The sequence below is a fragment of the Bacillus sp. FSL K6-3154 genome (assembly GCF_040869395.1).
GTDB lineage: Bacteria > Bacillota > Bacilli > Bacillales > Bacillaceae > Bacillus > Bacillus safensis.
Genome location: NZ_CP152033.1, coordinates 3,029,336 through 3,048,920, shown reverse-complemented (window position 1 = coordinate 3,048,920; position 19,585 = coordinate 3,029,336). Strand labels below are relative to the sequence as shown.

Sequence of the window (19,585 nt, the reverse complement as noted above, 5' to 3'; positions counted from 1 at the left end):
CTCCTTTTTATCTTACAAGCTGCTGTTGATAAAGCGCTAATTTTAAGTGATAGCTAAATAAAAATTCATATGCTTCTAATACTCGTTTTGCTTCAAAGGCTGTTTTTCCCCAGACCGTGATGCCATGATTGCGAATGAGTACAGCACCAGATGACGCCTCTAGTGTCAGATGTTTGGCAAATTGCTCTGCAAGCTGCGGAATATGAGCTGGATTTTCAATAATCGGAATCGACACTTCTGCATCCTCTTCCCAATAACCAAGCGCTTTGATGATTTCGTTGCCTTTAAAACGAATCTCTCCCTTATCCCCATATAGCTCTGACATCACATTATTATCGATTGTATGGACATGGAGGCAGCAGCCTGCTTTCGTCCGTTCATACACGTAAGTGTGAAGCAGTGTTTCAGCTGATGGTCTAAGCGGTTCGTTCGGATGATGGGGCTGGCCTGCTGCATTTACTAGCACAAAATCTTCGTTTGTTTCTTTTCGTTTATCTTTGCCGCTTGCTGTCACCAAAAACGTGATTGGATCATCCGACACCTTGATCGATAAATTACCGCTTGTTCCGAAAAACCAATCTCTTTGGGCCAGTTCACGTTTAACGTCTGCTAGCTCCTGCCAGCGTTTGCTCTTTGCGTCTGCCATTCCTTCACTTCCTTTATTTGAACAAATTGCGCGTGTAGATCAATAAATGTTTCATACTCCTTATGTACGAGCCCGAGCTCTTGACATTCATTGAGCAAGTAGTCTCGTGCAAACGTAAGATCCGCATGCTTCGCCGCCTCCACATCAGTCACTGAATCTCCGATCATGATGATGAAGTCATCCTCACGAGTCAGCTTTCGAATGATTGAGGGCTTGCAGCATCCGCAGCCATTTTGACATTGCGTATCACAGGCATGCGGCCATTCAATCTGAATATGGTCTTCCCCAAATGATGCATGGTTGCAATAAATATCGTCTCGATCGACAATGCCTTCGAGGATAGGGTAGACAAAAAAGTCCATCCCCCCGCTCAGTACATAGAAAGGAATATCTGCTTTTTTTACCTCATCCACAAATTGCTTAAATCCTTCTCGAATCTCTGTATCCTCTAAAATAAATGATTGAATGGCATCCTTTTGATCACTTGTCAGTAATTGAAACATTTGCCCGACGCCTTCTTGAATGGTGATTTCTTTTGACAGGACACCATCCTTCAGCTTCGTCCATTCACTTGGTGCAAACTGTTTCATGATGCGGATGATATTATCATTTTTTGTAATTGTTCCATCAAAATCACAACATACAATTGGTTTTTTCATTATTCTGCTACCCTTCCCCAAAGATCAAGTGCCGCTTTTAAGTCTTGGCAGGAAGCCGCCTTATCTTGGATGGACTCTTCATGAATCACGGCATCAATGATCGAACGAAATGCCTTCCCTCCGCCGATGGCTCCCCGCGGATGTCCGTGAATGCCTCCACCTGCATTTATCACATGATCAATTCCAAAATCTTTGATTAATACTGGAACCATTCCTGGATGAATGCCTGCTGACGGGACAGGGAATGTTTTTTGAACCGTATCCTCTTTTACGCAAGCTTCATAGATTCCAAGGGCATCTTTTTTCGGAAGTGCAACCGACCCATAAGGTGAGGGGAAAAGGCTCAAATCAGCGCCAGCATATCGATTTAATTTGCCTAAAAGAAGAGAATGCGAGAATCCATATTCAGGAGAGGATGTCAAAGCACCACTCACAGCGGGATGCGCCATAATCGGCAGTGGAATGTCTGGGTCCTCAGCTAGGCTTTGCATGACATCCAGGCCGTAAGCAAAGACATTGAATAAGAGCGCATCTGCCCCAAGTTCAGCGGCCTTTCTCGCCCGATCCTTCAGGTCAAAGGTTCTGCCCGTTAAATTGACAGCATACAGCGTGCGGTGTCCTGTCTCTTCATAGGTTTCTTTTAAAATCGCTTTTCCTTCTTTGATTCGCTCTTCAAAAGGAGCTAATGGACTTTCAAATAAAATTTCATCGTCTTTGATGAAGTCAACCCCGCCTAATGCCTGTAAACGGAGCTGCTCTTTTAAATCCTGCATATCACGGCCGATAACGCCTTTAAAAATACTCATCAATAATGGACGATCAAACACATTTACCTTTTTTCGAATGCCATCAATTCCAAATACAGGTCCTGGCAGGCTTTTTTTAAATTCTTCAGAAAATTGGATATCGACTAGCTTCACTTTTCCGTCTAGTGAAAGCTTTCCAAAAATCGTCGTGAAAACAGCTGGTAAATCAGCTGAAAAGTTTGTCTCAGGATAAGCAATCGTCACCTCTGATTGATAAAGACCATTTTCGGCTGGAGCAGCCTTTTCTAATACTTTTTCAACTCGGCCTTTATGCTTTTGAAGCTGCTCCTTTTTGAGCTGCGGCAAATCCGTCCATGATCCAACTGTTAAACCAAGCGCGATCTGCTCTGCTTTTCGATTTATTTGTTCATCCTCTCGATGTGTTAATACGTATGTTGCCAGTAATTCACTCACTAGGAATCCCCTTTCGATTGCGTCATGCATATGTTCAATAAAAAAACCTCTTCAAGTGCTTCTTGAGCGCCTTAAAGAGGTTGTTTCGTGTCATTCGTCCGAATCTTATCTCTCAGCGCTTGCTGCAAGAATTAGCACCGTGCTTCATGGAAGTCGGTTGCCGGGCTTCATTGGGCTAGTCCCTCTGCCTACTCTTGATAAGAATATTCAATTTTCTTAAATATTGCCTGAATTATCGCACCATTTTTTTATGTTGTCAATGGCTTTTTTTCAAACAGATTCAAAGCAGCGATGCGCTGAGCAGCTTCTTGTAACCGCTCCTCACTTGTTAGAAGCCCTGCTCTCACGTACCCTTCACCGTGATCACCAAAGCCATTACCTGGCGCAACCACAACATGTGCCTTCTCTAATAATAAGTCAGAAAAGGCTTCAGATGTATATCCTTCCGGCACCTTTAACCAAGCAAAAAATGATCCCTTTGGTGCACTGACTTCCCAGCCAATTTCTTTGCAGGCAGCAATCCATACATTCCGCCTTTTCTCATATCGATCATTTTGCACCTGTACGCACGTTTGATCGCTTAATAGGGCTTCCGCTGCTGCGTCTTGAGTGGCTTTAAACAGGGAGACAAACAGATGATCCTGATAAAGCTCAATGGCTTCAATAACAGATGAATTTCCAGCTGCAAATCCTACTCTCCACCCTGCCATATTGTACGTTTTAGACAATGTGTAAATTTCTATTCCCGTCTCTTTCGCTCCCTCTATTTGCAGAAAGCTGAGCGGCTTTTCTCCATCAAATCCAATGCCGCCATATGCAAAATCATGGACAACACATAGCTTGTGATCTTTCGCAAATGTAACGGTTTCTTCAAAAAATGAACGGCTTGCCGTAGCCCCCGTCGGATTGTTGGGGTAATTTAAGTACATTAATTTTGCCTTTTTCTTATCATCCTCAGGCAGCAAATCGTAGTCAGGTAAAAAATCATTTTTTTCAAGAAGTGGCATGGTTACCATATGCGCTCCAGCAAGCACAGCGCCTGACCAATAATCAGGATAGCCAGGATCAGGGACAAGAAGCGTATCACCCGGATTCAGCAGGCATTGCGGCAGCTCAACAAGCCCTGCTTTCCCGCCAAATAAAATCGCAATTTCCGTCTTTGGATCAAGTGTGACGCCATATTCTCTTTCATAAAAAGCGGCAGCAGCCTTTTTTAATTTCGCTGTTCCACGGAATGAGGAGTATTGATGATTTTCAGGTTTTGCTACCGCTTTCTGCATGGCTTTTACAATGTGCGGAGGAGTTGGCTGATCAGGATTTCCCTGCCCCAAATTAATGATATCTGCCCCTTCCTGCACTTTTTTCTGCACCTTTTGGACAAGGGACGCAAAAAATTGTTTCGGTAATTGTTTCAACACATCTGATTGCTGGAATTCCATTTCTTCACCTTCTATTCAAGTTACGTGACAATACAATCACTGTAATGGATTGTTTTATGAATTGTAAAGCAATTTTGAAAAAAGATTGACATGTAAAGCAACGCTCTGATAATATCTTGAATTAAGAAATGCAAACAGACACGAAACAATTACATATTGATTTCTCTTATCGAGAGTTGGGCGAGGGATTTGGCCTTTTGACCCCAACAGCAACCGACCGTTAATACCACTGTGAAGTGGGGCGCAGCAAGTAACGCGCCAAGACAATTGTCTTATAGGGCACGGTGCTAATTCCATCAGACGTATGTGCTGAGAGATAAGAGAGGCTTTGAGCATACACACCATCAAGCCTCTTTCTCTCAGGAGAAAGAGGCTTTTTTATATGATTTGGAGGGGAAGCAATTGGTTACACTTACGGCATCATATGAAGAACTAACAGAAAGCTCGGCAGTTGCACTCGCAATTAGACTTGGTTTGATCCAAGAAAGCAGCCATTTGACATGTACTGAAATTGGTGACGGGAATTTAAATTACGTCTTTCATATTTATGATCACAAACAAGAAAAAGGATTGATCATCAAGCAGGCGCTGCCTTATGCAAAGGTGGTTGGGGAGAGCTGGCCGCTTACATTAGACCGGGCAAGAATTGAAAGTGCCGCCCTGATCAAGCAGTCAGAATATGCGCCGCATCTCGTACCAGCAGTCTATTATTCAGATACAGCTCTTGCAGTGACAGCCATGGAGGATCTCTCTCACTTAGAAATCGTCAGAAAAGGGCTAATTGCCGGAAAACAATATCCGCATTTATCTGATCATGTTGGAGAATTTTTAGGAAAAACACTTTTTTACACATCTGACTTTGCTACAAATCCTAAAATCAAAAAACAATTTGTGAAGCAGTTTACGAACCCTGACCTGTGTGATATTACAGAAAAACTCGTCTTCACAGACCCTTTCTTTGATAGTGAAACAAATGACTTCGAAGAAGAATTAAGAGAATCAGCAGAAGCGCTTTGGAAAGATCTTGAGCTGCAAGCCAAAGCAGCGGAATTGAAGCGTATCTTCCTGACATCAGCTGAAACATTGGTTCATGGAGATCTTCATACAGGCAGTATTTTTGCAAATGAGACTGAAACGAAAATCATTGATCCAGAATTCGCGTTTTACGGTCCCTTTGGATTCGATATCGGCCACTTTATCGCCAATCTGTTCCTGAATGCTTTATCTCGCGAGAATGAACACGAGCAGCAGCACCTTTTTGACCATGTCGTCAATGTATGGGCAACATTCAAAGAAGTGTTCACAAAAGCTTGGAAAGAGGACAGCATTGAAGCGTTTAGTGTATCGGACAGCTTTTTAGAAACAACCTTTGACCGGATTTTAAAAGAAGCGACAGGCTTTGCCGGCTGTGAGCTTGTCCGCCGAACAATCGGTCTTGCTCATGCCGCTGATCTTGATGCGATTCCATCACCAACTAGACGGATTCAGCAGAAAAAAACAGCACTGACACTTGGAAAAACATTTATCAAACAATATCATACAGTGGAAACAGCGTCTGATCTCGTCGCATTATTCCAGCCATCTGTAAAGGAGTGACGGGTTTTGTCAAAAGAATTTGAAGTCCCCCGTTCTGTCGAATGGGAAGAAAACCGTATTCACATTTTAAATCAGCAAAAATTACCGGCCGAAACCGTATTTGAGCATTTATATACGAAAGAAGATGTGTATGATGCGATTGTGTCATTAAAAGTACGCGGAGCGCCTGCGATTGGCATTACAGCAGCTTTTGGGCTGGCGCTTAGTGCGCAAGCCATTGAGACAGAAGAAATGGATGTTTTTAAACAAGAAGTCATTCGAATCAAAGAATATTTAAACAGTGCTCGTCCAACCGCTGTGAACCTCGCCTGGGCATTAGACCGGCTGCTGCAGCGGATTCAGCGTGCAGCATCAGTGAATGCAGCCAAAACAGACCTTGTCCATGAAGCCATTCAAATTCAAATTGAAGATGAAGAAACATGCAGACAAATCGGTCAAAATGCTCTTCAGCTCTTTAAATCAGGTGACCGTATCATGACCATTTGTAATGCAGGCTCCATCGCAACGAGCCGGTACGGAACAGCCCTTGCTCCCTTTTATTTAGCCAAAAAGAAAAATCTTGATCTTCACATTTATGCATGTGAAACACGCCCTGTTCTTCAAGGTGCTCGTCTGACAACATGGGAGCTTATGCAAGGCGGCGTGGATGTGACGCTCATTACAGATAACATGGCAGCCCATACGATGAAGGAAAAGCAAATTTCTGCTGTCATTGTTGGTGCTGACCGTATCGCCCGTAATGGAGATACAGCGAATAAGATTGGAACGTTAGGTCTTGCCGTTCTAGCCAAGCATTTTAACATTCCGTTTTTTGTAGCAGCACCGCTTTCAACCTTTGATGTATCCACCCGCGACGGGTCAGATATTCCAATTGAAGAGCGCGACCCGCTGGAAGTAAAGGAATTAAACGGCGTCCCCATTGCACCGCCTGATGTTCAGGTATTCAATCCCGCCTTTGATGTCACTCCTCATCATCTTATTTCAGGCATCATTACAGAAAAGGGAATTATCACATCGAACTATGCAGAAGAGATTGATGCTCTTTTCGCCGAAAGCATCTCTCAATAATCGCAAAAAAGCGCCGTGTTCTTGTCATTTAAGAGCACCGCGCTTTTTTGTTTCTTGATTCGTTTTTGTTAAGATTTCTTTTTTTTGTTCTTCCGTCAAAACGTTCATTTTGACACATAGTGATGTAACGGCATACATTTTGCCTTTTTTGCCCCAAAACATGCCAGCGCCCTCCTTTTTCCCTCAACCAACTTTTTTAGCTTAATAAAAGGATATGTCGCTTGACAAACATTTGGAACAGGTCAATCGATTTATTTTTGAACAAATGGGATGCCTTCTAATTCAAGGAGGACCGCTTTCATGTCTGTCTTCGATCCTGCATAGCCCGTCAAAGATCGGTCTTTTCCAATCACCCTGTGACATGGGATAAAAATAGGTAATGCATTTCGTCTGTTAGCTTGTCCGATGGCTCTTACAGCCTTTGGATTGCCAATCGCTTCTGCAATGTCTGCATAGCTTTTTGATTCACCATATGGTATGGCCGACAATGCTCCCCACACCTGCTCTTGGAACGGAGAACCTGTTTGGTTAAGCGGGAGATCGAATATTTGACGCTCACCCTTGAAATATTCATCTAGCTGTTTTTTCGCTTCTTGTAAGACAGGCGTATCTGCTTGCTTTAGATTCGCTGCCTGCTTTTTTGCTAAAAACGGTTCATCATCAAACATCACCTCGATGATGGCACCATCCTTTTCTAGTATGTATAATTCCCCGATAGGTGCGTGATAGACGGTATAATACACGTTACTGCTCTCCTTCTTGTTTCTGCTGCCTAAGTGGTAGCGTGAGATGGAAGACGGTTCCTACGCCTTCCTCACTTTCTACCTCAATAGTTCCTTGATGCTCTTCAATAATTTTATAACTAACCATTAAGCCAAGTCCAGTTCCTCTTTCTTTCGTTGTATAAAAAGGCTCACCTAGACGCTTTAGCTTATCTTCTGCCATTCCGCAGCCTTCATCACGCAGTGAAATGACAATATGCTCCTCGCCCTTCCGCTGAATGCTCACATAAACATTTCCTTTGCGCGGCATGACTTCAATTGCATTTTTTAAAATGTTAATAAAGACCTGCTTTAATTGGTTTTGTTCACAATAAATGAGCGGAATCTCATCCAGCACATTGAGATGCATTTGAACATTGCCAAGATTCGCCTGTGCGTGCAGAAGATCCATCGTGTCTTTCACAATCTGCACCACATTTTTTTCTTCATATACAATGGCTTGCGGTTTCGCTAAAATCAAAAATTCGGTGATGATGGATTCAATTCTTTTCAGCTCTGATGTGATGACATTGAAATAGAGCGAATACTCCCCTTCTATATTTCCTTTTAACAGCTGAATGAAGCCTTTTAAGGCTGTCATCGGGTTTCTAATTTCATGAGCAATTCCAGCGGCAAGCTCTCCGACCACATGAAGGGTATCTGATTTTCTCACCCGCTCTTCTAATTCCTTCCGCTCTGTCACATCTCTAAAGATCGCCAAATTCATATTATGGATAATGTTGCGTTTAAAAGAGAATTCCAGGATACGCTGATCTGGATGATTCAGTACAAACGGAACCTCATTATCCATTTCATCTAATGACATCGCCTCGGCAGGCTGAGCCAAATTTTCTATTTGATAAGGGGCAAGGATGTGGAAAAGATTCATTTCTGTTAAATGATCGTCCTTCAATTGAAGCAGCTCGCTGGCAGATGGATTGACTTCAATGATTCGATATTGATTATCAAAAAGAACAATGCCGTCCATTGATCCATTAAATACTTTGCGGAATTTAAGCTCACTTTCGCGCAGCTCCTGCTCCATTCTTTTTCGATCACTTACATTACGTAAAATGGTTAAGTGCTGTCCTTCTAATACCGCATGCTTTGATGTAAACTCAAGCTCTTTATACTGTCCATTTGCCATTTTGAACAATAGCTCTTCCCTTATTTCATGATTCCGGATATAGCGTCTTCTTGTTGGTCTATATCTCTTATCAGATTTGACGAGAAAGTCGGTAAGTTTTTTGCCAATCAGCGAGTGCATTGGTAATTCAAAAATTCGGCAGGCTGATTCATTGGCTCTCACAATCTCTCCATCGTCCGCCCATATGATGATGGCATCCATTGCATTTTCGAAAATTTCTCTAAAGCGTTCTTCACTTTTTAACAGCTTCTCTTCCATCAGCCTTTTTTCTGTAATATCCCGCATGATGGACATATAAAAACCACTCATCACATTTGATGTAATGGTGAGTTCGAATAATTTGTGCTGGCCAGATTGTAGAGTAACAGGAAGCTCTCCTTTTGCTTTTCCTGTTTCTTTAAGTGACGTCAAAAGGTGCTGCAAGGCGGGAAGATTTTCTTCTTCGACAAATTCATGTAAATAGCGATCGGTTAAATCAGTCTTTTGCAGCTCAAAGCTCTGACAAAAAGAATGATTCGCATCAATCATGCAGCCATCCTGATCAAAAATGACCATCCCATCAATCGCTCGGTCAAACAAATCTTTGAACAGCTGCTCATTCATGGAGCGTTCTCGTTCTAATATTTTCTTTGATGAAATATCTCGCATAACCACTATATACTGCTGATTCATGGTGTCGTGCTCTGCGACAAATTCAATGTATTTTGTTTCGCCATTTTCCAGCTGAATGGAGATTTCTCTTTTTAACGTACCTTTTCGAAAAAATAGATCGAGTGAGCATTCAATTTTATCTTTCGGGATGCCGTATAGGAAATCTAGAACGGATTTATTGAGGAGGTCTTCTTTCGGTGTCTGGACAAGCCTGCATGTTGCTTCGTTGGCTTGGATGATGTTGAGGTGCTGATCAAATATAAAAATGGCATCTAGCGTCTTATTTAACAGCATTTTTTGCTGCATCAACTCAGTTCGCAAATATTCGTTCTCTTTTTCTAATTTTCTGATATCTCCCGCAGGAGTTAACCTATTGCCATCGAGCGTTTCAGTCATTCTCTTACACTCCTTTTCCAGCCTCATTCCTCTACAATATTTCTACAATATTTTCATTGTTCCTTCATTCGACTCATAAAAAAAGATAACTTTTTACACGAAGACTGTCTCATTTATTTCATTTGGATGACAGGATTGTATAAAGATTCACTTTTCTTACGCTTCTTTTACAACCGTTCTACAATTTCACATCAAATAGCGAATTAAGCCAAAATGTATTTTAGAATGAGGCAAATAAGGGAACAGTGCACTTAGAACATTTATGTTCGAAATCGAGCAGGAAAGGTGATGTTATGGCATCTTCACGAGATAGTTATTTTGATAATGCGAAATTCCTTCTGATTTTTCTAGTTGTTTTTGGTCATTTGTTACGATCATTCATTCATGATAATGACTGGATGCTCTATTTATACAAGTTTATTTATACCTTTCACATGCCCGCCTTTATTTTAGTTTCTGGCTTTTTTGCAAAAGGGTTTAGAAAACCTGGCTTTATGAAAAAAGTCGCCGTTAAGCTGATCATCCCATATTTAATCTTTCAGGTGATCTATTCGGTTTACTATTATCTATTACAGGATCAAAGCATGGCCAATTTAAATCCAATTGATCCGCAATGGTCCTTATGGTTTTTAATTAGTTTATTCTTTTGGAACTTGCTGCTCATTCCTTTTTCAAAACTGCCGTTCCACTGGGCGATGATCGTCAGTTTATCGATTGCATTACTTGTCGGTTATGTGGACAGCATCAGTGATACACTCAGCTTATCACGTACGTTTGTCTTTTTGCCTATGTTTTTAGCTGGATTCTATTTAAAAAAGCAGCATTTTGAATTCATCCGTACAAGCAAAGGAAAGCTGGCAGCACTTTTTGTATTAATGGCTGTGTTCCTGTTTTGCTACTTCTATGAATTTGATTATTCCTTCTTATTTGGCTCAAAGTCGTATGCTTCTCTTGGAGATGAAGGAATGATTGCGGCGATGAAACGAATGGCATGGTATTTGCTTGCATTTGGCGCTACATTCAGCTTCTTTGCATTAGTTCCAACACGCCGTTTCTTCTTTACAAAATGGGGAACAAGAACGTTATATGTTTATTTATTACACGGCTTTGTGATCAAGCTGCTAAGAACCACTTGGTTTGATGACTGGGCGCTAAATGCAGCAAGTGTACTCATTTTATTGCTGCTGACCATTCTGTTAACCTTTACCCTGTCTAGCACTTTTGTCAAAACCGTTGCACAGCCAGTGATCGAGCTCAAAATGACCAATCTCATGCGAACAATCACCGGCAGGCAAGGGAGTTATATCAAATAAAAAACGATCCTTCATGGATCGTTTTTTCTATTTCTTATTCTGCTGACATGCAGCATCTTTCTTTGGCTTCACCAATGTATCAATCCATTTGCTGCTGTTAATATCTCCAAGCTCACTGCCAAATTCCTCTTCTAAAATATCTGGGTCCATTGGCTTTTTATGGTCCTTCATCTCTTTGCTCTTTACATGCTTCTTAGTCACGAGATGCTCCCCCTTGTTTCCCTTTATGAGAATTTCGGTTTGCCTGACGATCTCTTGATTGTTCGTCAAATTGAGTTTGTCCTTGATCATGTGCCATGCTTTCTGTCGGCGTCATATTATTTGTTAATACTTCATTTTTCGCTGCTTTTCTTTTCATCTGCATTCAGTCCTTTTTTGACAGGTTTAGTTCTTCTCTTAATTGGTCAAGGAGTTCCTTCATTTGCTTGACCGTCACTGGCTTTTCCTCAGGTTTTAACTCATAGCCAATTTGTCCATTGGCTTCTAGCGTGGCTTTTTTGAGACTGCTGATGTCAGTGATGCCTTGCTGCTTTAAACGCATTTTGAATTCATCCCTTGTGAGCCTCGTTTTCTTCAGCTTGTGATCAAGCATTGCTCCATCCTGCAAAATGACCACAGATTTCCCTGAAACCAATTTTTCAAAGAAATCAGATCGGATAGACAATTTTTCCATGATGACGAGTGCAATGATAAATGTAGAGGCGGCATAAATCGTTTCAAGTAAATTGTGCTCAATAAAGGGTTGGATAATAATCGATCCGATTGAAATCATAATCACTGTTTGTTGCACAGTTAATTGACTAATGGATTTAGGCCCTGCTATTCTCAGCAGCAAGGTACCAACTAGCAGCATGACAATTGCTTTCCATATTACATCCAGCACGTCTCATTCACCTCTTACCTATAGATTGCGAACATCTCATGTGATTTAGCCAGTTAGATAATGGAAATAAAAAAACAGCATTCGATTAGAATGCTGTTTAGCCAATGATGACGCGCTCTTTCGGATAATGATAATTTGCTTCGCTTTCTCTTCGGCCTATTAAATATAAAAAGCTTGGAATGCCGATCCGGCCAATAAACATGACCACCATGATGATACATTTACCGAACACAGTGAGATCTGAGGTGATCCCAAGCGACAGCCCCGTTGTTCCGAAAGCAGAGCAAACTTCAAATAAATTTTCAAGAAGTGTATTATGCTCTGTTAAGGATAACAGGAACGTAGCGCCAAAGACCAAAATAAAGGCCATCATGGTTACCATAAGGGATTTATTAATATCCGCTTGATGAAGCTCTCTCTTGAAGATTTTAATGGACTTATTTCCCCTAGCAAAATGAAACAAGGCGAGTAAATTAAGGGCAAACGTAGTTGTCCGAATTCCGCCCCCCACAGAGCTTGGAGAAGCCCCGATAAACATGAGCATACATAAAAATAAAAGCGTCGGCTCCGTCAGCTGTGTAATATCTAACGTTGTCAGCCCCCCGCTTCTTGTTGCAGTCGATTGAAATAAAGAATAGAACAAGATTTCGTGCCAGCTTTTCCCTACGAAGCTAAACCCTGCTTCAAGTGCATAGATTCCAATCGCTCCGACAACGACAAGGCCGCCGAAAGTGAGCGTGGTGATTTTTGTAAACAATGAGAACGATGCGTGCTTACGGTCCTGATTGAACAAATAATCCTTTACTTCCACAAGCACAGGAAAGCCAATCGCTCCAAAGATGATCAGCAGCATCGTAATAAACTGGACGAAATAATCATCTTTGTAAGGGATAAGAGAGCTCCCTGTAATATCGAAGCCACCATTGGTTGTCGCACTAATACTTGAGAAGAAGCCATGCAAGAAAGCGCTTTGCACATCGTAATACTTGAGAAAATACATGCTTAAAATCAGCCCGCCGACAAACTCAATCAGCAAAATTAAATATAAGACCTGCTTCATTAGTTTCACAATTCCAGATAAATTGCTTTGGTTTTGATCTGCCATGATCAGCTTTCTTTCTTTAATTCCAATTCTTTTTCGCATGACAAGCCATACGAAGGTACCGAGCGTCATAATGCCGATGCCTCCAATTTGCAGAACAAACGCAAGGATCCACATCCCTGCCACACTAAATGTTTGTGAGGTGTCGACAACAGTCAGTCCTGTAACACTTACCGCACTCACCGCTGTAAACAAGGCATCAATGAATGTCCATTTGACTCCCTCTTGATGAGCCACTGGCAGGCTGAGAAGAATAAACGACACGGTCACAGCAAGAAAATAATAAAGGGCAATCAACTGAAAAGCTGACAGCCGGTCAATTAGCTTTTTTATAGGATTCATTGTCATTCCTTCTTTTATCTATCTTTTCGAATACCTTTATCATTTTAATGAAAAGAGACATGATTTTAAAGCTATTTTATGCTTTATTTTCTTTTTCATCAAAAAGAAATAGACATCCTGTTAAAGAATGTCTATTCCTCTTTCTTATTTTGCTTCTAGTCTTCTGATTCTTTCGTTTAAATCAGGGTGTGTTGAGAAAAGAGAAGCTTTTCGTTTACCGCTGATTTTCAGCGTAGCAACTGCTGTTTGATCATCATCTTTGATTCTTGACGTGTACGCCTCAAGTGAACGAAGCGCATGAATCATTTTATCTTTACCTGCAAGGTCGGCTCCGCCGCGGTCTGCATGGAATTCACGGTGTCTAGAATATGCAAACACGACAAGGCTTCCTAGGATAGAGAAAATGATTTGGAAAACAATCACAGCGATAAAGTGAACAATCGGCACAAGCTCTTCACGTGAAACAAAACGGCTTGCGATCCATGCCGCAATTCTTGAAAGGAACACAACGAACGTGTTGACGATTCCTTGAAGCAGCGTCATCGTCACCATATCACCATTCGCAACGTGAGCGACTTCGTGGGCGATTACACCTTCAACTGCTGCATCATCCATTTCATGAAGCAATCCAGTTGATACCGCAACAAGTGATCTTCTCTTAGAAGGACCTGTTGCAAATGCATTGACTTCAGATGATTGATAAATACCAACCTCAGGCATTTTAGAAAGGCCTGCTGCTCTTGAAAGTCTGTGCACGCGGTCAACAAGCTGCTGCTCATCATATGTTAATGAATCCTTTTCTGGATTTAACACGCGTACACCCATCATCATTTTTGCCATCCAGCGAGACATTGCAAGTGACATAAACGAGCCAACAAAACCAACAACTGCACTGAATACAAGAAGATAAAGGATATTAAGTCTTCCGTCTGCTCCTATATAAGAACCAACACCAGTTGCTGCACTAATAACCGACAGTACAATACCAATCGTAGTGATAACAAGAATGTTCGTTAATATAAACAGAAATATTCTCTTACCCATACATAACCTCCGCTGTCATATTAAGTTCAAATGAACTTATTAATAAAATTATAAAAATAAACGTCTCAAATTGCAAGGAAAAAGGAATCACTTTCTCTGTTTATCATAACGGCTAAAGCCCCATCACATCAATATTTACGACATTTGCCCCAGCAGAAAAGTGTACAAATTGTGACGCACAGGTTTGAATTTGAGTTTATTTTGCATTTTCATCAAAAAGAGACTATGATGTTGAATTAGATCAATAATCACGTTTTGACGTACAAATGAGGTGGAACATGGTTACTTTTAAATTAACGAGAATTGACATGACAAGACTTCTGTATTCTCTAAAAGGAGAGGGAGATCTGACTCCGCTTCAGCTTTTGAAACTATCTGTAAAAAATGGCAAGGATCATGACTATGATGAATTAAAGATCCCGTCTTTTTTTGAGAAGCTTGAACGGCGGAAGCAAAAATCAGAGCATGGTCTTTCTACAAATGAAATTGTTGAGCTTGGCAACTTGTGTGAGCTGACTTCTCTTAAATCGACGGCGATTCAAAATTGGATCAAACGTGATATTAAAGATATGATTGGCCATCCAGAGCTTGGCAAGAAGTACTCTATTGATCAGGTCGTTATTTTATTAATTGTCAGGGATTTAAAATCAGTTTTTGACTTCGATACCATTCGTATGATCTTATCTGCCTTATTTAACACCATCACAGATCGAACAGATGATATTATTAGTCCAATCCGTTTTTATGAAGCATATGCGCACGTCCTTGATTTTATTTATCACCATACACAATTTCCATTAAAGGAAACAAATTTACGAGAAATAACTGAGGAGCAGACAGACAAACTCCATGACGAGTTTACAGAATTGACGAAGAGCCAATGGAATTTGATTAAAGGCATTATCAGTTCTACCGTCTTCTCTGTATTTACTTCTCATTTGCAAAGTACAGCTCAAGAAATGATGTATAATACGCTTCAGCTGAATAAGGGATAAATAAGAACCGAGGTGACCTTCATCATCTCGGTTTTTTGTACAGCAATTGCCAGCATAAATGTGCGGCTTTTTTTTCAAAATAAGAAGGCGCAACAAACATGAGGTGAAAGGAGGAATATGACATGGCAAATCGAAATCAACTTCTTGTTCCCGGAGTAGAACAAGCTTTAGATCAATTTAAATACGAGATCGCTCAAGAATTTGGCGTCACTCTCGGTTCAGATACAGTCTCACGTGCAAACGGTTCTGTTGGCGGTGAAATCACAAAAAGACTCGTTCAACAGGCTCAATCACAAATGGGCAATCAATCTAAATAAAGACATGGTGAAATACGCCGGAGCTAATCTGGCGTTTTTTATTGTTCATATGTGTGCTCATGCCGGTTCTCGCGATAAGGAAACGGTGCACCTTTCCCTTTTTGCTTCACATGTTCTCTTTTTTGTTCAGCGGATGGATTGTTCTGATCCCTGCCGTTTTTTTTTGCATGTTTTTCCACATCACCACGTGATGTGCCGTTCCAGTGTCTTCTTTCATCAGGATCAGTTGATTGATTTTTTTTTTGCTCTTTATCGAAAGAATGATCCTTTTCTTCCTTTATCTTGTTGTCTTTGCTTGCATCATCAGGTTTTTGAGGCTTTTGAACAGTTCCTTGCTCTTCCCTCTCTGCCTCCTTCTGCTCTTTGTCCTCAGCTTCAGGAGCCTCTTGATCTGGCTGCATCTCTTCGCTATCGTCTGTCTTTACGTCTTCTTGTTTGTCTTTATCTGCTTGTTCTTCATCATGTTTCTTAGGATCTTCTTCCTTCACAGCATCGTTATCTGCTCCGTCTTCATCCTTTTTGATGTCTTCATGTTCTTGATCTTGCATTTCTTGATTTCTAATATATGTTCCTGTTGAAATGCCTGCCTTTTGAGCTTTTTCTCTTGTTTCCATGTCACTTTCCACAGTTTCCAACTTATAATTGCGTTTTTGATATTCACCAGAAATGGTGTTAATTTTGCTTTTTACGTTTGTTTTATATGTATTGTCCTGCTTGTTTTCATAAACGGTTGAAATATAAATACTTTTAGAATTGTTCACATATCCTTTTTTGTCACAGTCATCTATAATTTCCTGGACGACTTTGGTCATGTCGTTTTTTTCTAAATCCTTCATACTCGCCAGTACTTGCTTTGCATCTTTATTCAGCGGTGTGACACCGATCACTTGATAATTGTGATCAAGCTTCAGCTCAAAGCTTGGGTTAATATCAATTGTCATATACGCATATGCTTTTTGACTTGAGAAAGATGGCATCATAGTAAAAATTACGACAATAATCGCTGCTATTGATAGGATTCCTGCATTTAACGGACGTAAACGAAGCAGGTCAAAAAAACCGGCTCTTTTTCTTTCGAGACGTGATTCATTCGGAAATGTCACTTCTTGGCCGATTTCATAGTTTTGCTCTTCATATTTAGTCCGCAGAAATTGTCCATCAGGGGTCAGCAGCGTGACATATTTTTTGTTTTTCTCTACTATAATGCCTCTTCTCATGAATTAAGCACCCCTTTAAGGTAATCTTTCAAATACACATAATCACCTGTCATAATGATCGCCATCGCAATGATATATTTTCTATTTCTCTCAATCGTTTTGCGGCTGACTTCCACTAACTTTTCCAGCTGTTTGACAGGCAATTGTTTCTTCTGAAATAAAATGGTTCTCAGCTCATCGTGTTCAACGAGTGTATGGGCTACTTTAATGGCATTTTGCCTGGCATCTGCATGCTTTGGTGAATGCTCAAGCAGCTCTTGAAACGTGAGACCGTATACTTTCAATCGTTCTTTAAAATGTTCAATCTCTTCTCTTCTATGTTCTTGTTCAATTAAACGCCTATATTCATTTGCAGAGAGCTCCGCTTCAATCATGCTTTGAGAGTATTCGCCGTTCTCACTTTCTTGCAGGTCCATTTGAACCGTTGGCGCATTTCTTGCTTCTTTTCGAATATAGTCAATCACTTTTCTTTTAATAATTAATTCTGCGAAAGCAAGCAGTGAGTTTCCTTTTTCGGCAGAATATTTTTCTATCGCTTCATTAAAGGCTATTAAGCCTATGCTGAATTCATCATCTTTTTCATCTATATATCGTTTACAAACGGATGAAACCGTCTTAGCGACAAATGGTTTGTATTGCTCTATTAATGCATTTTGCAGTTCGATATCACCTTGTTGAATACTGATAGCCGACTGCTCTAATGTTTGCTTTTTCTTTCCTTTTTTAAACAAAAGGCTAAGCAATGGTTTCACCTCAGTTCTCCCTATATTACTCATTTATGATAGCTAATTTATGAGGGAAGCGCAAAGGAAGAAATGAGGAATTCATTTCCTGTTACTCAATTATGACATGTATGTCACCATCTACTTTACAATGTTTCGTCTAAAAGCAAAGAAATAAGGGGGTATCTCCCCCTTATTTGTAATATACGTGTTATGAAAATGAAATGATATTTCTTTCAAAAAACCTACTCTCCCAGGCGTGCCTCTTGCTTCTCCTCGTTTTCCTGCCCGCCTTTTCTTGATGGACTTGATAAAAACCAGCCAAATGCTGCAATTGCGAGAAGCACTGTCCAGAAAATGACTTTCCATAATGCTGAATGGATAAAATGAGACGATACGACCCCAATAGCTGGATGTGACAGTGTATAAAGCGTGAGCTTCACACCCACCCATCCGACAATGACAAATGCTGCTGTTTCTAGGCTCGGTCTTGTTTTGAGCAGTTTCACAAAGACCGTTGCTGCAAATCGCATAATAACAAGACCAATGATACCGCCTAAAAGAATGACAATAAATTGACCGCCATCGAGTCCACCGATTTGCGGAAGACTTGTTTTTGGCAGTGTCACAGCTAAAGCGACGGCCGCTAAAATGGAATCTACGGCAAAAGCAATGTCGGCAAGCTCTACTTTCACGACTGTTGCCCAGAAGCCGCTTTGTTTCACATTTGTTTCAGTTTCCTTTTTCTTAAATACGTGCGATTTTAAAATATGGTGAATGGAAATATAAAGAAGATAAATTGCACCAATGGCTTGAACTTGCCACACATCCACTAAAAACGAAATAAGAAACAGAGAACCAAACCGCATGACAAACGCACCTGCAAGTCCGTAAAACAATGCCTTTTTTCTTTGTTTTTCAGGAAGGTGTTTGACCATCACGGCCATGACCAGCGCGTTATCAGCTGCTAAAATCCCTTCTAATCCAATCAGTACGAGCAGAACCCACCCGTACTCTAAAATAATAGCTGCATCCATCATCATTCCTCCTTGTTTTTATCTATTGTCCCACAACAGACAAAGGCTTATGAATGCAAAAAAGACCTTTGCCTGTAATGGCAAAGGTCTTGCTAGACATGTGATATGTAGATTCATGCCAACAAAGCCGATGAACATCAGTCCATGTAATGACGACTTTGTTTCCGGTAAAAACCGGACGCTACTCCCCTTTGGCGGGATTTAGAATATTTAGATTACTTATATCATAATCAATAGACACTGGATTGTCAACAGCTGACTTTCTGTTCGATCCATTGATTAGGCAGTTGGCGTTTCTGTTTTTCTTTTTCTTCGTTTTATCAATAGGTAGACAACAAACAATAACACAACACCGATCCCAATTGGTAAAAGATAAGGATCTATCATGGCGCCAACCTCTTTCCAATTCTCCCCAAGCATAAACCCAAGATACACATACACAAACGTAATTGGTGTAATTGCCAAAAAGGTATACAGGCAAAAGACCCACACATTCATCTTGGCAATACCGCACGGGATGGAGATCAGCGTTCTGACTCCTGGTATGAACCGGCCGCTGAATGCGACGAATCCGCCATGCTTTTCAAAGAAAGCATCCGATTTATCAAGCGACTCAGGTTTTATAAAAAAGTACTTTCCATATTTATTTAAAAAGGGTCTGCCGCCGTAACGTCCTAACCAGTACAAGGTCAAAGGACCAGCCACACCGCCAATAGAGCCGGCCGCCACAACACCGATAAAGGCCATGTCCCCTTCTGAGACCCAGTAACCCGCAAGAGGCAAAACCACTTCAGCAGGTACAAATTCAATGCATAATGCGAGGAAGATGCCAAAGTATGACAAGTTCTTAAAGGCATCAGCTAAAGAAATAATAAAATCTTCGATGTTTATCAATCCCTTTCACACATAATCATTTGACTGATTCTATCTCTTTTAGAATCACACCATATATTAAACGAATAAAACCGAAGAAACGATTCGCTTTTCGTCGTTTTTTTACATTAAATTTGATTTTACTATAAAAGAAGGG

General features: G+C 40.8%; 21 protein-coding genes and 3 riboswitches. Of the genes, 5 read left to right on the top strand and 16 right to left on the bottom strand.

The window, feature by feature from the left end; genetic code table 11:
- Positions 1-7: 7 nt before the first annotated feature.
- From MHH61_RS15755 to MHH61_RS15740, 4 genes are all read right to left on the bottom strand, one after another.
- Positions 8-646 carry a methylthioribulose 1-phosphate dehydratase gene (locus MHH61_RS15755; protein ID WP_024424675.1) on the bottom strand — a complete coding sequence of 213 codons (639 nt, stop codon included), beginning with the start codon at positions 644-646 and terminating at the stop codon, positions 8-10.
- A complete protein-coding gene (locus MHH61_RS15750) occupies positions 610-1,305 on the bottom strand; it encodes a 2-hydroxy-3-keto-5-methylthiopentenyl-1-phosphate phosphatase (RefSeq protein WP_125586309.1) in 696 nt (231 codons plus the stop codon). Before MHH61_RS15750 ends, MHH61_RS15755 begins: the two co-directional genes overlap by 37 nt.
- Positions 1,305-2,525: a 2,3-diketo-5-methylthiopentyl-1-phosphate enolase gene (gene mtnW, locus MHH61_RS15745; protein ID WP_125586311.1), complete on the bottom strand. Its 1,221-nt coding sequence runs from the start codon at positions 2,523-2,525 to the stop codon at positions 1,305-1,307. Before mtnW ends, MHH61_RS15750 begins: the two co-directional genes overlap by 1 nt.
- Before the next feature lie 102 nt (positions 2,526-2,627).
- A riboswitch (SAM riboswitch) is annotated at positions 2,628-2,729 on the bottom strand.
- Between the two features lie 44 nt (positions 2,730-2,773).
- A complete protein-coding gene (locus tag MHH61_RS15740) occupies positions 2,774-3,964 on the bottom strand; it encodes a pyridoxal phosphate-dependent aminotransferase (RefSeq protein WP_169510677.1) in 1,191 nt (396 codons plus the stop codon).
- Positions 3,965-4,127: 163 nt separating this feature from the next.
- Positions 4,128-4,287: riboswitch (SAM riboswitch) on the top strand.
- A gap of 79 nt (positions 4,288-4,366) precedes the next feature.
- Here MHH61_RS15740 and mtnK point away from each other — a divergent pair.
- Both mtnK and mtnA read left to right on the top strand, forming a co-directional pair.
- A complete protein-coding gene (mtnK, locus tag MHH61_RS15735; RefSeq protein ID WP_024426830.1) occupies positions 4,367-5,560 on the top strand; it encodes an S-methyl-5-thioribose kinase in 1,194 nt (397 codons plus the stop codon).
- Positions 5,561-5,566: 6 nt separating this feature from the next.
- Positions 5,567-6,628, top strand: coding sequence for an S-methyl-5-thioribose-1-phosphate isomerase (gene mtnA, locus MHH61_RS15730; RefSeq protein ID WP_024426829.1), 1,062 nt, complete (start codon positions 5,567-5,569; stop codon positions 6,626-6,628).
- Positions 6,629-6,652: 24 nt separating this feature from the next.
- On the opposite strand, the gene MHH61_RS15725 is transcribed toward mtnA, so the two are convergent.
- The 3 genes from MHH61_RS15725 to MHH61_RS15715 form a co-directional block, all read right to left on the bottom strand.
- Positions 6,653-6,790, bottom strand: a complete 138-nt coding sequence (locus tag MHH61_RS15725; protein WP_162860203.1) for a hypothetical protein — start codon at positions 6,788-6,790, stop codon at positions 6,653-6,655.
- 89 nt (positions 6,791-6,879) lie between these two features.
- Positions 6,880-7,371, bottom strand: coding sequence for a methylated-DNA--[protein]-cysteine S-methyltransferase (locus MHH61_RS15720; protein ID WP_024426828.1), 492 nt, complete (start codon positions 7,369-7,371; stop codon positions 6,880-6,882).
- 1 nt (position 7,372) lies between these two features.
- Complete coding sequence (locus MHH61_RS15715) at positions 7,373-9,583, bottom strand: PAS domain-containing sensor histidine kinase (RefSeq protein WP_125586315.1); 2,211 nt, start codon at positions 9,581-9,583, stop codon at positions 7,373-7,375.
- A gap of 293 nt (positions 9,584-9,876) precedes the next feature.
- Here MHH61_RS15715 and MHH61_RS15710 point away from each other — a divergent pair, with 293 nt between their 5' ends.
- A complete protein-coding gene (locus MHH61_RS15710; RefSeq protein ID WP_041116436.1) occupies positions 9,877-10,896 on the top strand; it encodes an acyltransferase family protein in 1,020 nt (339 codons plus the stop codon).
- Positions 10,897-10,923: 27 nt separating this feature from the next.
- On the opposite strand, the gene MHH61_RS15705 is transcribed toward MHH61_RS15710, so the two are convergent.
- From MHH61_RS15705 to htpX, 5 genes are all read right to left on the bottom strand, one after another.
- Positions 10,924-11,097, bottom strand: a complete 174-nt coding sequence (locus tag MHH61_RS15705) for a hypothetical protein (RefSeq protein WP_162860202.1) — start codon at positions 11,095-11,097, stop codon at positions 10,924-10,926.
- Positions 11,090-11,254 carry a hypothetical protein gene (locus MHH61_RS15700; protein WP_164512162.1) on the bottom strand — a complete coding sequence of 55 codons (165 nt, stop codon included), beginning with the start codon at positions 11,252-11,254 and terminating at the stop codon, positions 11,090-11,092. The genes MHH61_RS15705 and MHH61_RS15700 overlap by 8 nt, the downstream gene beginning before the upstream one ends.
- A gap of 6 nt (positions 11,255-11,260) precedes the next feature.
- On the bottom strand, positions 11,261-11,779 hold the full coding sequence (locus tag MHH61_RS15695; RefSeq protein ID WP_024426825.1) for a DUF421 domain-containing protein: 519 nt from the start codon (positions 11,777-11,779) through the stop codon (positions 11,261-11,263).
- Between the two features lie 97 nt (positions 11,780-11,876).
- Complete coding sequence (locus MHH61_RS15690; protein ID WP_080652937.1) at positions 11,877-13,223, bottom strand: TrkH family potassium uptake protein; 1,347 nt, start codon at positions 13,221-13,223, stop codon at positions 11,877-11,879.
- Positions 13,224-13,367: 144 nt separating this feature from the next.
- Positions 13,368-14,267, bottom strand: coding sequence for a protease HtpX (gene htpX, locus MHH61_RS15685; protein WP_024424664.1), 900 nt, complete (start codon positions 14,265-14,267; stop codon positions 13,368-13,370).
- A gap of 278 nt (positions 14,268-14,545) precedes the next feature.
- Here htpX and MHH61_RS15680 point away from each other — a divergent pair, with 278 nt between their 5' ends.
- Together MHH61_RS15680 and MHH61_RS15675 are read left to right on the top strand one after the other, a co-directional pair.
- On the top strand, positions 14,546-15,262 hold the full coding sequence (locus MHH61_RS15680) for a DUF1836 domain-containing protein (protein ID WP_025092320.1): 717 nt from the start codon (positions 14,546-14,548) through the stop codon (positions 15,260-15,262).
- A 122-nt stretch (positions 15,263-15,384) separates the two neighbouring features.
- On the top strand, positions 15,385-15,579 hold the full coding sequence (locus MHH61_RS15675; protein WP_024424662.1) for an alpha/beta-type small acid-soluble spore protein: 195 nt from the start codon (positions 15,385-15,387) through the stop codon (positions 15,577-15,579).
- Positions 15,580-15,617: 38 nt separating this feature from the next.
- On the opposite strand, the gene MHH61_RS15670 is transcribed toward MHH61_RS15675, so the two are convergent.
- The 4 genes from MHH61_RS15670 to MHH61_RS15655 form a co-directional block, all read right to left on the bottom strand.
- Positions 15,618-16,796, bottom strand: coding sequence for an anti-sigma factor domain-containing protein (locus MHH61_RS15670; protein ID WP_125586317.1), 1,179 nt, complete (start codon positions 16,794-16,796; stop codon positions 15,618-15,620).
- Complete coding sequence (sigI, locus tag MHH61_RS15665; protein WP_003210952.1) at positions 16,793-17,548, bottom strand: RNA polymerase sigma factor SigI; 756 nt, start codon at positions 17,546-17,548, stop codon at positions 16,793-16,795. The genes MHH61_RS15670 and sigI overlap by 4 nt, the downstream gene beginning before the upstream one ends.
- Positions 17,549-17,763: 215 nt before the next feature.
- On the bottom strand, positions 17,764-18,555 hold the full coding sequence (locus MHH61_RS15660) for a TerC family protein (RefSeq protein WP_025092318.1): 792 nt from the start codon (positions 18,553-18,555) through the stop codon (positions 17,764-17,766).
- 31 nt (positions 18,556-18,586) lie between these two features.
- A riboswitch (yybP-ykoY riboswitch) is annotated at positions 18,587-18,757 on the bottom strand.
- A gap of 77 nt (positions 18,758-18,834) precedes the next feature.
- The gene (locus tag MHH61_RS15655; protein ID WP_025092317.1) at positions 18,835-19,449 is read right to left on the bottom strand and encodes a DedA family protein; all 615 of its coding nucleotides are present in this window, start codon (positions 19,447-19,449) and stop codon (positions 18,835-18,837) included.
- Between the last annotated feature and the right edge of the window lie 136 nt (positions 19,450-19,585).